17 protein-coding genes are annotated in these 12,135 nt (G+C 55.8%); 4 read left to right on the plus strand and 13 right to left on the minus strand.

The genetic code is table 11. From position 1 onward, the window contains the following. Position 1 precedes the first annotated feature (1 nt). The 12 genes from mobC to IC609_RS11180 all read right to left on the minus strand — a co-directional run bounded on the left by mobC (position 2) and on the right by IC609_RS11180 (position 8,049). The gene (gene mobC, locus IC609_RS11125; RefSeq protein WP_191819558.1) at positions 2-796 is read right to left on the minus strand and encodes a plasmid mobilization relaxosome protein MobC; all 795 of its coding nucleotides are present in this window, start codon (positions 794-796) and stop codon (positions 2-4) included. Between the two features lie 23 nt (positions 797-819). Further along, a complete protein-coding gene (locus tag IC609_RS11130; RefSeq protein WP_191819559.1) occupies positions 820-1,446 on the minus strand; it encodes a phospholipase D family nuclease in 627 nt (208 codons plus the stop codon). Between the two features lie 2 nt (positions 1,447-1,448). Beyond that, on the minus strand, positions 1,449-1,763 hold the full coding sequence (locus tag IC609_RS11135) for a VirB3 family type IV secretion system protein (RefSeq protein ID WP_191819560.1): 315 nt from the start codon (positions 1,761-1,763) through the stop codon (positions 1,449-1,451). 12 nt (positions 1,764-1,775) lie between these two features. Further along, entirely contained in the window at positions 1,776-2,090 is a 315-nt protein-coding gene (locus IC609_RS11140; RefSeq protein ID WP_191819561.1) for a hypothetical protein, read from the minus strand. 650 nt (positions 2,091-2,740) lie between these two features. Then, the gene (locus IC609_RS11145) at positions 2,741-3,229 is read right to left on the minus strand and encodes a hypothetical protein (RefSeq protein ID WP_191819562.1); all 489 of its coding nucleotides are present in this window, start codon (positions 3,227-3,229) and stop codon (positions 2,741-2,743) included. 265 nt (positions 3,230-3,494) lie between these two features. Further along, a complete protein-coding gene (locus tag IC609_RS11150; RefSeq protein ID WP_191819563.1) occupies positions 3,495-4,094 on the minus strand; it encodes a LuxR C-terminal-related transcriptional regulator in 600 nt (199 codons plus the stop codon). A gap of 16 nt (positions 4,095-4,110) precedes the next feature. Continuing rightward, a complete protein-coding gene (locus IC609_RS11155; RefSeq protein WP_191819564.1) occupies positions 4,111-4,491 on the minus strand; it encodes a hypothetical protein in 381 nt (126 codons plus the stop codon). Between the two features lie 10 nt (positions 4,492-4,501). Further along, a complete protein-coding gene (locus tag IC609_RS11160; protein ID WP_191819565.1) occupies positions 4,502-6,478 on the minus strand; it encodes an ATP-dependent nuclease in 1,977 nt (658 codons plus the stop codon). 4 nt (positions 6,479-6,482) lie between these two features. After that, on the minus strand, positions 6,483-6,731 hold the full coding sequence (locus IC609_RS11165; protein WP_191819566.1) for a hypothetical protein: 249 nt from the start codon (positions 6,729-6,731) through the stop codon (positions 6,483-6,485). Next, the gene (locus IC609_RS11170; RefSeq protein ID WP_191819567.1) at positions 6,728-7,033 is read right to left on the minus strand and encodes a HigA family addiction module antitoxin; all 306 of its coding nucleotides are present in this window, start codon (positions 7,031-7,033) and stop codon (positions 6,728-6,730) included. Before IC609_RS11170 ends, IC609_RS11165 begins: the two co-directional genes overlap by 4 nt. A gap of 18 nt (positions 7,034-7,051) precedes the next feature. Next, on the minus strand, positions 7,052-7,321 hold the full coding sequence (locus IC609_RS11175; RefSeq protein WP_191819568.1) for a type II toxin-antitoxin system RelE/ParE family toxin: 270 nt from the start codon (positions 7,319-7,321) through the stop codon (positions 7,052-7,054). A 47-nt stretch (positions 7,322-7,368) separates the two neighbouring features. Next, positions 7,369-8,049, minus strand: a complete 681-nt coding sequence (locus IC609_RS11180; RefSeq protein ID WP_191819569.1) for a tyrosine-type recombinase/integrase — start codon at positions 8,047-8,049, stop codon at positions 7,369-7,371. Positions 8,050-8,504: 455 nt separating this feature from the next. Between IC609_RS11180 and IC609_RS11185 the strand changes: the two genes are divergently transcribed. The 4 genes from IC609_RS11185 (at position 8,505) to IC609_RS11200 (ending at position 11,734) form a co-directional block, all read left to right on the plus strand. Beyond that, the gene (locus IC609_RS11185) at positions 8,505-9,146 is read left to right on the plus strand and encodes an SOS response-associated peptidase (RefSeq protein ID WP_191819570.1); all 642 of its coding nucleotides are present in this window, start codon (positions 8,505-8,507) and stop codon (positions 9,144-9,146) included. Between the two features lie 104 nt (positions 9,147-9,250). Next, a complete protein-coding gene (locus IC609_RS11190) occupies positions 9,251-9,652 on the plus strand; it encodes a LexA family protein (protein ID WP_333473683.1) in 402 nt (133 codons plus the stop codon). Between the two features lie 9 nt (positions 9,653-9,661). Next, positions 9,662-10,933, plus strand: a complete 1,272-nt coding sequence (locus IC609_RS11195; RefSeq protein WP_191819572.1) for a Y-family DNA polymerase — start codon at positions 9,662-9,664, stop codon at positions 10,931-10,933. A gap of 447 nt (positions 10,934-11,380) precedes the next feature. Continuing rightward, positions 11,381-11,734, plus strand: a complete 354-nt coding sequence (locus IC609_RS11200) for a hypothetical protein (protein ID WP_191819573.1) — start codon at positions 11,381-11,383, stop codon at positions 11,732-11,734. 193 nt (positions 11,735-11,927) lie between these two features. Here IC609_RS11200 and IC609_RS11205 read toward each other — a convergent pair whose 3' ends face one another. Then, positions 11,928-12,125, minus strand: a complete 198-nt coding sequence (locus tag IC609_RS11205) for a DUF6900 domain-containing protein (RefSeq protein ID WP_191819574.1) — start codon at positions 12,123-12,125, stop codon at positions 11,928-11,930. Positions 12,126-12,135 lie beyond the last annotated feature (10 nt).

Consider the following 12,135-nt stretch of genomic DNA (forward strand, 5'->3'; position numbering starts at 1 on the left):
TTCAATCCTTGATCTCAATGCGCCAACGCTCACGCGAGAGAGCCAAGGCCTGGGCACAATCCTTGACGTGCGCATTGATCTGCTCTATGCACTGTCGGATTTCGAGTTGAACGGGCTGCGCGTGTGGGTGTGCATTGAGATGACGGACCATCTGATTGAGATTGGTGCCAATGCGCATCAGCGCCAGGTTAATGGCCCCCAGATCCACCACTTCTCGGTGGCTGAAAATAGCAGCTTGAAGCAAGTAAGCTCGAACCACTTTGCTGACCATGGCCTGTGCACTCAGTCCCCTTTGTTCGGCCAATGCTGTGATGGCACTCATTTCACTGGGTTTGAGCCGAAGGCGCAGACGGTGCTTGTCATGTGTGGCTTCGGTTTGCCCGGCATGTACCAGGGTTTGCGGCAATGATTCGTGTGTAGTAGCTGCATATCGCACCCCCGGATCGTTGACCAGCCCCTTTGCGGCGATTCGATCCGCCAAACGCCGCGCAAGCAGTAACCGCAACGCTGCACTCACCGACAAGCCTTGTTCCTTACACCACTGCAAAAATGGCTCTTTTGCGGCCCCAACGGACAAACGCATGCGCGCGCCCTCCCCCGCTGCATGAGCTGGCTGGACAGAGCGCACCCAAGTTGCCCAATCTGATTGCGATTGGGGCGTCTGCATTACCTGTGCGATCAGCTCTCGAATGGCATCGCCTGGGCTTGTATCTGAAGCCGCGCACGATGCCTCAAAGACGGCCTGCAGCGCACCCAGGCGAATGCTTACAGGTGCGGCGTGGGGAGCGGTTTTCATGAGCGTCTACGCTGCCGTCCACGTCAGTAACGGATGCGATAGGCCACCGACTGGGCATAGTTGCGAGTGAAGTGTCGCAAGTACACCTGTGCCAGTTGTGGGTTTTCCCAGTTCACCAGCACGTTTTCCGAATTGCGGTTGGCTGCTGCTGCGCTGTAGTTGAAGCTACCCAGCTGTACCGTTTTCCGATCGACCACGATGACCTTGTCATGGTGGATCGGGTAGGCGTTGATGGTGCGAACATCGATGCCGGCGCTGAGCAGGCCAGACAGCGCAGCGCGTGCCTTGGGCGCATCTTGGGAGAGGTTGTTTTTCTCATCAACCACCACCTTGATGTCTACGCCACGTTTGCTTGCAGCGATAAGCGCTTGCGTGACCGGTGCACTCGTGAAGCTGTAGGCCATGACCCGCAGTTCCTTGCGGGCTGAGTCAATAACTCTGATCACGAGGGCTTCACTGCCTTCGTTTGGGGAAAATGCCACCTCAAGGCGACCAACCGCATCAACTATCTGTCCGGACGATAGGCCATGAAGCAGCACCGGCCCAGAGAACACTGGGTTGGACTGCAAGAGGAATGTCACTGTCAAAGCACTGATTCGAAGTGCTCGATGAAAACCAGCGGACCGACAATAGGCAAGACGCGTGAACATGGTCAACGCTTTTTGAGGCGATGAGGGCCGTAGCTCACACCGCCCCAGATCTCAACATTGCCCTTCTGCCGTCTGGCCACCAGGCGCAAATACTCCTGCTTGAAGCGCCAGGCATCTTTGTTACTGGCCATGCGCAGCCAGACAAACCCGATAGCGAATCCGATCAACATCAGAACAGAGCCGACATAAAGCCGGGCGATCAGCAACCAGAAGGTTGGCAGCAGTGATCCCAGCGTCAAACCAACCATGGGCAGCATCGGAACGCCCGCGACCATAGCAGGTTTGGTTGCCCCTTTGAAGACCCGATGTTCAGCCACGCGTATATCCGATCAGGACATTTGCAGAGCGGAAAACGTGGCAGCACCAAAGCCAATGAGGCCGCCAACGAATAGGCCCTTCAAGTCCCACAGTTTGGTGTTTTCCACAAACATGAATTTGTAGGCGGCCATCGACCAGCCGATGGTTGAGGCAATGCCCAAAGCGCCAGCAACAATACCGTAGAGGATGTTGGCCTTGTTGTTCACATAGTTGGAGCCTGCGTTGCCGACAGATACTGAGACCTGCGCCAAAGCGGGTGATGTCAGCACTGCGACGGTAATCACGGCAAGGCCATCTTTGATACGGGCAATGTGGACTCGACTCATACAAGTTCTCCGGGTAATCATGTGCAGCCTGCTGTTGCGATGAGCTGCGAAAGAAGAGCCGGGGACTTTCGCCCCCGGCCTTCAGGACATGGACAGTCCAAGGAGATGGACTGACCGTGCGCTGGGGTCAAGGCAGCGCACGGCCAGACTGTGCCCGGGTGTCAAGCGTTTTTCAGCCGAAAACTTGCACGGGGTGTGCAAAAAAACGGACAGATATTTCAGACAGGGCAATTCGACATATTTCCCAATGAAATCAAAGGGTTATGCGATTTTTTCTCAAAGACATGGGGTGAAGAGCCGACCAGGCGTGGGCGATGAGCGAGGGTGGAAGGCGCTTGACGCAGTGGACGGGCTGCGGGCATGAAAAAACCCGCAAAGCCAGTAACCATGCGGGTTTGAAGGGGGTGCAGTGCTGTACGTGAGGGCGTCGAACTCAGCACAAAAGGTGAGGACGGAGTACCACGGTATGCATATTATCACAAAATTTTCTACAAACAACTTGCACGGCGTTGATCAACAAATTGCAAGATATCAGTACCCACTTTACCCACGGCGTAGGCCAAGTTAGTTTCCCTTGTGACTTGGCGCGTTCGATATGGCCAATTGTGATTCGGATACTTCTTAATGACGGTGGACCGGTAGATGCAGTCTCATGGGACGCAGACCGAGATATTCGGTTGAGTAGCAACGATCGCCGCCATTTCTTCTTCAAGCCTCTCAGCAACCGCCTGCCGCCATCCTGCACGCTTGCTTGACAGCCAGGAGCATAGGTTGGCCAACGAGAACGAGGGATCTACAATGGCATCCTCCCAACTACAACCCCTGACCAACACAATCTCGATGAGCTTGAGATTGCTGTTCGTACCAGCAGGTATGAATGCCCTGTGCGGATGCTCGTCGAAAAGTTGGTTCGGAGAGTACCCGTTGAAGATGGAACCTTGAATGACTGGGCCTGTCCATTCAAAGCGCATCACCGCGCCACAATTGGCGGCCTGGTCGGGGCAATATGGCCCTGCCACATGTCCCACGATAAAGGCGTTCATCCCAGAATCACCCTTGATGGGCCCAGCAAGAAACCGCTTGACGCGGGCAACTTCGGCCGCAATGGCGGGCGACGTTTCGTGTTCAATGGTGGGCATCGTCGGGTTTCCTCGGTTACTTCAAGTGATCAGGAGTCAAATTGGTCGCACACTTCGGGCAAGTGGGTTTCGTGCCCTCAAAGACTTTCTCCCACCCGAGAAAGCCGCCTTCAACGCGCGTTGAGCCACCATTCAAGTCAACAAGGGAGTAAGACTCCCACTGCCCAGAGAACGGTTGATCGTTCTCCTTCATTTTTATGAACCCAACATGCCCGCATGGGCACGTGACAGGGTATTTGGTGACCATGGTCATTGGTTTCCTTCTTCATATCCGCAACCAACCGTTGGCACGAGCGAAATGCAAAGCCTGCGTGCGGCTCTTCACGCCCCAGCGTTTGAATAAACGCCACAAATGGACCTTGACGGTGTGCTCGCTGATACCAAGTTTTTCGGCGATGTCACGGTTGCACAAGCCTTGGTCAAGCATCAAAATCAGTTGTTTATGCCGTTTGGACAACTTGGTCGGTGCGACGATAGCTGTTTCGTCCCCTTCTGAACTGCTGATCACAAGCAAGTCCCGGAGTTTTTGCATAACCTGCGTGACTGGTGATGTTTTATCAATGTACACGTTTGCTCCAGGAGTGATTCTGGCAGCTTTGTAGTCTTGGGTATCGCTCCTGCTGAAAACGGCCAAAGGTACATCTGCAAACTTAGCACGGACCATTTGGATGCCCGACGTACCCGTGCTATCAGGCAGATCCAGCTCCATGCAAATCAATTCTGGTTCACCGTTTTTGGCAAACGCTGAGTCCAGGGCGTTTAGCCTGTGCACTGCTACTATCTTGATCCCAGGCTTGATGCGTTGAATCACCATGGTGATAGCTTCACACATCAGAGGGTGGCTATCAATAATGTAGGCAGTCATATGACCTGGTTTCCTTTTAGAGCCTTGGAATGTGCTCGGTCGCCAGCAGGTTTCGTGCACCAGGCCGGGATTGATCATGGGCCGCATTCGCCGCCGAAACAGCCACCGCCTTGCTCACATCCCATACCTGCTCCCTGTGAAAGTGAAACTTCCCGTCTGTCCACATGCTGTGACCAGTACGTCCATCAGTCGATATTTCAACCCGACCGACACCAGGCTCCGTATATAGCGGCAACATGCGGCACCGCTTCGGACCCGATTCGACCACCAGGAAGAAGTGGTGCCCTTGGACAATAAATTCGGGTCGGCAAGTGACCTCGCCACCTTTCGAAAGCATGGTCTTAGGGCAGAGGTGCATGACCAGTCCTGGGGTGACCTCTTTCTCGGTGAATTGCATCCCTGGTTTCCTATTTGTTCGACAACAGCGCATTGAATGCGGCAAAGACCTTCTCAGCCCGCTCTAAAGTTGTTAGGACTGCCGGAGCGTCGTTATCAAGAACGCTTGGGTTATCGAGTAACCACCGTGCAGGCGCGAAATGATCGAACTCTGCAACCTCACTTGGCATCAGCCTAAACAGAGCCTCTGCCTTCTTGACGATTCGCTCACTCTCAGACGCCGCAAGCAATGAATCCTTGGTGACCTCTTTGGCCGCTGGCGGCTTATAGGCAGCATTGAGAATTTCAGCAAATAGCTCTGGATCAAAGAGATCTTCGACATCCGCCTCTTGCTGCTCGACAAAATCCGCTGCGGTGAAGAAGTGACCGGCCTTGAGAATCTGCTCTCTCTTGACGGCCTCGATCTTCTTCCTGTCTGAGTTGGCGACATCCGAGAGCACTGCTATGTCGATGTGATTGCCGCCGAACAGCCTGACGAAAGGGGCTATCTTGTCAATGCCGCCAGAGGGGCAAAGGGTCCAGCGGCGATCCATTCCCTCGCGGCCGCGCTTTCGTAAAGCCTGCGACAGCGTCTGCAGGTAGAGAATGTCGGAGGGCCCTTCTACCAGCCATGTATGCGAGCCGATGAACATAGACTGCGTAACCTCATACCCCAAAGCTCCTTGCAAGGGAAACAGCGTGTCATCGCTGACTTCAAGAACATCCGCGTGGATCTTCGTGCCTTTAAGCTCGGGCCGCCCTGTCCTCTGATTGAAGCTGATGACATCCTCCACGATGCGCACATCGTTCAATCGATCCATTGGAACCATGAACGGTGAATGTGTAGTGAAGATGACCTGATGATCGGGTAGCAGACGTTCGACGATGTATCTCAGCAAGTCGCCCTGGGCTTTGCCGTGGAGTGTCAGGCCGGGCTCATCCAACAAGATGATTGCGTTGCTCTCGGTCTTTTTGAGCTGCTTGAATTGGGCTAGGAAGGAGAAGAACCATACGAAGCCAGCGCTGCGTTCTGAGAGCGGCAGGGTGGCTTTGTGGTTCGTGTTGCGGATGCGGATGTCGGCGACGATTCCCGAGTTGAACGGCGCAGGATCGCTGGGCTTGCCCGAGTCGATTTCGATGACCACCTCCAGGGCGTTGTTCTGGCTCCAGAACTGGAAAATCTCCTCGGTAATCTCGTTGCTGGCTGCTTCGCATTTGGCCTTTAGGGCTTCGCGACGATCGGCTGCGATGAGCTCTTCCAATGTCGTGCCCGCGTATTCCAGGAACGAGAGAAAAATCTTGTCGCCGACACTGACATTGTTCTGCTGCTTGTCTTGCTGCAACTGGTTGAGCGAGACCATCCCGGACATGCGCTCGAAGTGGGAGGTGAAGAAGAACCTGGGCTGTCGAGCAGATAGCAGATCAATGATGCCCAGGCTGAACCTGGACTCGCGGCACTTCTTGATTTCTTGAAGCAACGCCTCCTGCTTCTGGGTTCGCTCTGACAGAGCAGAGAGTGCCTTGTCAGCGGCAGGCCCGGTTGCAACGCCATGCAGTACATTGCGCTCTGTGGCATTGAGGGCATGCTTGCCAGTCAAATACTCCAAACACTTGGCATCGTCGACCTCGATCTCCCAAGTCCGCTTGTCTTCTTCATAACGGAATCCAAAGTGGACTTGAAAGCCATCGCTCTTGAGCACACCAGGCCCGAAGCGTTGCTCAACCACTGCTACATCCGCAGCCTCAAGTTTCCACCAGGTTCGGATGACTTCGGCTTCGCCGTCCGGATGGCGCTCATCAAAGCGCCTGGAGAAACGGCGGGGGTAGTCGATGGTTTCGTCAATCTCGAAAGGCTGTGCTTTGGATGGCCTCAACGCCCGAAGGGCGCTGAGGATCGCCGTCTTCCCTGCCTCGTTCTTGCCCACCAGACAAGTTATGTCCCCAATCTCGAACTCGCCGCTGTCTTCTACCGAGCGGTAGTTCTGTACTCTAGCCTTGATTAGCTTCATTTTTTTACCACCTTGGTGTCATAATATCAACCGCCAGAGGTTCATGTAAGAGATTTTTGAAAGTAATACAAATTTCTTTGTGCAGCGCCAAAAACCGCTTGGTCGAGCGGTGCACAGCTTGGGGCGTGCAGCCCACCGCCCGTGCCGCGTCTACGTTGGCCATGTCATCGAAAAGCACCAGGCCCACGGCAGTAATCACGGGCTCTTTGCTTTTGAGCAGCCGGGCGATCAGCTTGAATTCTTCTCGTGTCATGCCGCCATCGCCAGGGGTTCGATTTCACGAGTGATGAGCTTGGCGCTTTGCTTTTCGGCAATGCGAAGGTCATATGCGGCCTGCAGAGCAAGCCAGCCCTGGGCTTCACTACCGAAGTAGCGCTCCAGGCGCAGCGCCGTATCTGCCGACACGCCGCGTTTGCCGTCCACAATTTCGCGCAGGCGCGAGTAAGGGACGTGCAGGGCCAGCGACAGTGCGCGGACACTGATACCCATCGGCTTAATGTAGTCCTCAAGCAAGATTTCCCCAGGATGGATGGGGCGCATTCCATTTTTGAACATGATGGTCCTTTGCGTCAGTCAGTGAGGGTCTTCAATCACAACATCAAACGGGCCACTCGGCCCCCATTTGAACGTCAGTCGCCATTGGTCGTTGATCCGAACGTGCCATGCGCCGTCGTACTCTTTAAGGTCGTTGCCTGGCGGTGCCCGCATGAAGCTCAGTGAAGGCGCTGCATCGAGCTGGGCCAGCTTTCGTTCAGCGACCTTCTTGATGTTGGCAAACCGTGGACAGCGCCCGGTGGTGAACAGCTCTTGGGTGTCGGCGCACGCGAAGGATTGAATTGCCATTTTTTTTTCTATGTTACCTGTTATCCGTTCAACGATCAATCTGAGTGTTACAGCGCATCCGCGAACATCTGGCTCAGGATGGCGGGAGCAATGTCCACATACCTTTGGCTGCACTCGATGTTGGAATGTCCGAGCAGCTGGGCCACGGCGTCAATGTCGGCGGTGGAGGCCAGCACCTTGCCAGCGAAAGTGCGACGCCCCGAATGACTGGAGCCCCCAGCCAGGCCTGCCCGCCGATAAAGTCTGGTCACATGGCTCTGGAGGCTGTCGCAGGCCTTGTAATCGCGGTGCTCGCCAGTCTCCAGGACCCGGCGCTTGGTGTTCTGGCTCAAACCTGAGCCCCGCCCACTGAAAATCAATGGCTGGTGGGGCAGCAGCCCACGGTATTGGCCGCTGGCCATGTCCGTGCCGATCTCCCGCTCGATCCGGTGCACCAGGTAGGCCTGCAGGGCATCGACCAGGGGCTTTGTGACCAGGTAGGCGCAGCGCTGGCGGCAACCTTTCGTGACCGCTTCACGCAAACTCACTTCTGAGCGTAGCTTGCCCGTAGGGTGCATCACGTCAGCAACCGTGATCCTGGAAATCTCGGTCACGCGCATGCCGGTGTGGTGCCCAAGCATGAGGACAAGGGCATCGCGCTCCGGGCAGCGCGAGGTGGACATGGTGATTTTGATGAGCCGCTGAAATTGTCCCTGGTTCAGGGTGCGGGCGCGTTTCTGAGTGGGCATGTGACCTCTGTAATTCGACTGGTGAAGCGAAATGCAGAGAGAGAAACGTCGGGGCTCTTTTTCAATGATAACCCGCGTGGTTGAGCCACATAAAGGAAAGTTGGACGAGCCCCGCCAATAAAAAAGCCCCGGCGCGCGGCCGGGGCGAGAAGCCTTTGTGCTATCACACGCAAGGCACCCGCTCAGGGAGGTGAAACGGGAGGACCGAAGCCCCACGCGAATTATGTAGGCAATCCTCATGCCCTGACCAACAAAAACCGGAAATTTGGGCAACCAGCAACCAGCAACCAGCGCCGAACTCAAAAAAAAGCCCCAGCATGGGGCTGGGGCCAGAAGCCTCTCGCTGTCGCGATTGGCACCCGCTCAGGGAGGAGAAGCGGGGAGGCGTAAATCTCTTGCAAATTATGCACGCAGCAACGGCATTTGCACACGGGTCCAAAATGTAAACTGCTTGCGTGTGCACCAATTTCACGCCAACCCAACGCGCCCAGTGGGTCAAGGAAATGCTGGGTGTCGATCTGCCAGTTGGCTACCCTGAAGAGTCCTACCCTGGGTTCGCTGCTCCCGTGGTGGTCAAGAGCCACCAGACGGGTCGGGTAGCGTGCGGTCTTGCCTGCTTTGGCCTGATCCCCGCATGGGCCAAAGAAGACAAGATCAGCCGCCACACCTACAACGCCCGCAGCGAGACCGCTGCAGAAAAGCCCAGTTTCCGCACCGCATGGCGTCAGCGCCAATACGGCTTGGTGCTGGTCAATAACTTCTACGAGCCCAGCTACGAGTCAGGCAAGGCCGTGCGCTGGAAGATTGAGCTGGCCAGCGGAGGCCCGTTCGGCATTGCTTGCCTCTGGGATCGCTGGACCGACCCCGCCTCGGGTGAGCGGGTGGTGAGCTTTTCGATGCTCACGGTCAATGCCGATGAGCATCCGGTGATGAACCAGTTTCACAAACCCGGGGATGAAAAACGCACCCCTGTCATCATTGCCCCCGAACTGTATGACGCCTGGCTGAGTGCAGACACCGTCCAAGCGGCTGAACTGATGCACTGGCAACACATGCCCGAGTTGGTGTCATGCCCCGCACCCAGATCCTCAACCTAAAGTCTACATGATGTGCTGAATATTGGCACTTGAAATACTGTTGTTATATCCAGTATATTTGGTGCATGCCAAGCTCTCATGAAACATCGTTATTGCCCGTATTCGTGCCAGACACAAAAGTCTGGCTGGATGTCTGCTCTTGGTCTGTGGCGGCTGGCTTTCCATCACCTGCTGCCGATCACACCCGCAAGCGCATTGACCTCAACGAACACCTGATCCGCAATGGCGATGCGACTTTCATTTTCAAGGTCAAGGGTGACTCCATGATCGATGCGGGCATCTATGAAGGTGATGCCCTGCTGATCGACCGCTCCATCGAGCCCCGGCACGGCAACATCGTGTTGGCCGTGCTCAACAATGACTTCACAGTCAAACGCCTGCACAAACGCGGGGGCGTCATCAAGCTCGTCCCAGAAAACAAGATCTACCCCACCATCACCGTCAAGGACGGGGAAGATTTCGATGTGTGGGGCGTGGTGACCTACAACTTGCACAAGCTCTATTGAGGCTCGGCCATGGGCACAGCGGTGCAGCAATTGGCGCTGGTCGATTGCAATAACTTCTATGTGAGCTGTGAGCGGGTGTTCCGGCCTGACCTGAAGCGAGTGCCCATGGTGGTGCTCTCCAACAACGACGGCTGCGTGGTGTCCCGCTCCAACGAGGCCAAGGCCCTGGGCATCCGCATGGGGCAGCCATGGTTCGAGTGCAAGGCATTGGCCGAAGAGCATGGCATCCTGGCCATGAGCAGCAACTACGCGCTGTACGCCGACCTCTCGAACCGGGTCATGAACATCCTGAGCCAGTTTGCACCACGGCACGAGGTGTATTCGATTGACGAGTGCTTTGTGGACCTGACAGGCATCCCTAAGCTGCGCGACGTGAGCTACACCATGCGCGAACGGGTGACGAAGTGGAGCGGCATTCCTGTGTGCGTGGGCATTGGTCCGACCAAGACGCTGGCCAAGCTCGCCAACCATGTGGCAAAAAAGCACCCTCGCTCGCGTGGCGTGTTCAACTACAACGCCTTGACCGAGGACCAGAAAGCACACCTGTTGCAACGCATACCCGTTGAGGAGGTCTGGGGAGTGGGCCGAAAGCTCACGCAAAAGCTGGCCTTGCAGGGCGTGCGCACCGCAAATGATTTGCGGCAGGCCCACGTACCCACACTGCGGGATGAATTCGGCGTGGTGATGGAGAAGATCCAACGCGAGCTGCAAGAGATTGCGTGCATCGATCTGCAAGAGATTCAGCCCGACCGCCAGCAGATCATCTCCAGCCGGTCATTCGGGAGCATGGTGACCCAACTGCCGATACTGCAGGATGCACTTTCCACCTTTGTGGCCAATGCCTGCGCCAAGCTGAGGGCGCAAAACAGCCATGCGGCTGTGCTCCAGGTTTTCTTGCAAACCAATCGGTTTCGCAAAGAGTTGCCGCAGTACATGCCCAGCCTGGCTGTGCCACTGCCATATCCCACCAACGACAGCCTGGAAGTCAACCGCTGGGCCAGCTACCTGTGCGAGCGCATGTTCAAGCCCGAGTACCAATACAAGAAGGCCGGGATCATGCTTAGCGAGATCAGTCCGGTCACGCACAGGCAAGGTGATTTGCTGGAACCGGAGACCACCAGCAACTCCAGACTGATGGTGGCCTTGGACTCGCTCAACCAGCGCTACGGGCGAGGCACCGTGAAAGTGTCAACGCAAGGTAGCTACATGGCTTGGCAGATGAAGCAGGAAAGGATGTCGCCGAGCTACACCACAAACTGGGACGAATTGCCGCAGGCCTAAGCCTTCCCCACACTCCCCTATTGGCGACTGCTCTGGACATTTGCAGAGGCACTGAACTGGCAGATGTCAGCAGCGCCCGCCCGCAAGGCAACACAAGGATCTAATCAACTGTTCAAACTATGGCCGGATTCCGGCCATAAATTGGGCCGCTGGCCTATCCTGCACTTTATTCGTTTTCGAGGAAAGTGGGATTTATGGTCTTCTCACGACTTCGACTCACCTTGGAAATCTTCGATTTTTTTAAAAATCACACATCGATAGCAGGCATCAACGGAAAATCACACATCGGGAGCAAGACGCCATCCATAAATTACATATTGAAAGCATGGTCTCCCAATAAATCACACATCAATAGCAAACATCGAGGAAAAATGACAAATAGAGAGCACTGCGTGGGAAACCCCGCTCGTCGCTGGTAGCATGTTGTCAGTAACGGAGTTGATTTCGATGGCCGACGCCAATATGGAGGTAAAAATGAGCACAGGGCATTTGCCTCCGCGCAACCCAAGTCAGTCGCTGGGCAGCTATGTATTCGAGCACCTAGCCGAAATCGAAAAACTGATTGGACTGGGGTTCTACCAAGATTCGATTTGCCAGCAGCTCAACCTTGTCGGATTTACGCCGTCGATTGGCACATTCAAAAATTCGTTGGCGCGAGCCCGCGCCCGATTAAAGAAACAAGCAATTGCGGGCGGGCAAACCCCGCCCCAAATCCCTTCTTCGGAAATGCCAGTATTACGTGGGAATCGGTTGAGTGCAGACGAATTGGCCGTCCTTGAGCGGGGTATACCCGGCGCATAGCACGACCGTAGCCGCCGATTCGCGCAGCGAGTCGGCTTTGCCAGAGGATGCCAAGCGCAACGGAGCGAAGCGTAGTGCAGCGCGGCGGAGAGGGCTTTAGCCTTCTCCAAGAGCACATTCATTGCGAAGCAACTGACCATGAGGCGCCTCGCCCCTACCCCGCCAGCGGCACACTCCCTGGCGGGGCAAAGGGTTACGGATGCCCTCGCCCTGTTCCGGCCAAATAGGCACGGGCCAGGGCTTCACGCACGCCCCAAACGGACACCTCTTTGAAGTCCAATCGGTCGCGCCCACGTTCCTCCAGCGTTTCAAACTGGAGTTGAGAGCGAGCCAGGCCTGACAAGGCTTGGCGTTCGTCATCGCTGAGCAACTGCCATGGGCCCGGCACCATGCGCTCATGA

This window comes from Limnohabitans radicicola (assembly GCF_014837235.1).
In the GTDB taxonomy this organism is placed as follows: domain Bacteria; phylum Pseudomonadota; class Gammaproteobacteria; order Burkholderiales; family Burkholderiaceae_C; genus Limnohabitans_A; species Limnohabitans_A radicicola.

Coding starts and splice junctions, on each gene's coding strand:
- mobC (WP_191819558.1), bottom strand. CDS start 796: ATGAAAACCGCTCCCCACGCCGCACCTGTAAGCATTCGCCTGGGTGCG.
- IC609_RS11130 (WP_191819559.1), bottom strand. CDS start 1,446: ATGTTCACGCGTCTTGCCTATTGTCGGTCCGCTGGTTTTCATCGAGCA.
- IC609_RS11140 (WP_191819561.1), bottom strand. CDS start 2,090: ATGAGTCGAGTCCACATTGCCCGTATCAAAGATGGCCTTGCCGTGATT.
- IC609_RS11145 (WP_191819562.1), bottom strand. CDS start 3,229: ATGCCCACCATTGAACACGAAACGTCGCCCGCCATTGCGGCCGAAGTT.
- IC609_RS11150 (WP_191819563.1), bottom strand. CDS start 4,094: ATGACTGCCTACATTATTGATAGCCACCCTCTGATGTGTGAAGCTATC.
- IC609_RS11155 (WP_191819564.1), bottom strand. CDS start 4,491: ATGCAATTCACCGAGAAAGAGGTCACCCCAGGACTGGTCATGCACCTC.
- IC609_RS11160 (WP_191819565.1), bottom strand. CDS start 6,478: ATGAAGCTAATCAAGGCTAGAGTACAGAACTACCGCTCGGTAGAAGAC.
- IC609_RS11165 (WP_191819566.1), bottom strand. CDS start 6,731: ATGACACGAGAAGAATTCAAGCTGATCGCCCGGCTGCTCAAAAGCAAA.
- IC609_RS11170 (WP_191819567.1), bottom strand. CDS start 7,033: ATGTTCAAAAATGGAATGCGCCCCATCCATCCTGGGGAAATCTTGCTT.
- IC609_RS11175 (WP_191819568.1), bottom strand. CDS start 7,321: ATGGCAATTCAATCCTTCGCGTGCGCCGACACCCAAGAGCTGTTCACC.
- IC609_RS11180 (WP_191819569.1), bottom strand. CDS start 8,049: ATGCCCACTCAGAAACGCGCCCGCACCCTGAACCAGGGACAATTTCAG.
- IC609_RS11195 (WP_191819572.1), top strand. CDS start 9,662: ATGGGCACAGCGGTGCAGCAATTGGCGCTGGTCGATTGCAATAACTTC.
- IC609_RS11200 (WP_191819573.1), top strand. CDS start 11,381: ATGGCCGACGCCAATATGGAGGTAAAAATGAGCACAGGGCATTTGCCT.
- IC609_RS11205 (WP_191819574.1), bottom strand. CDS start 12,125: ATGGTGCCGGGCCCATGGCAGTTGCTCAGCGATGACGAACGCCAAGCC.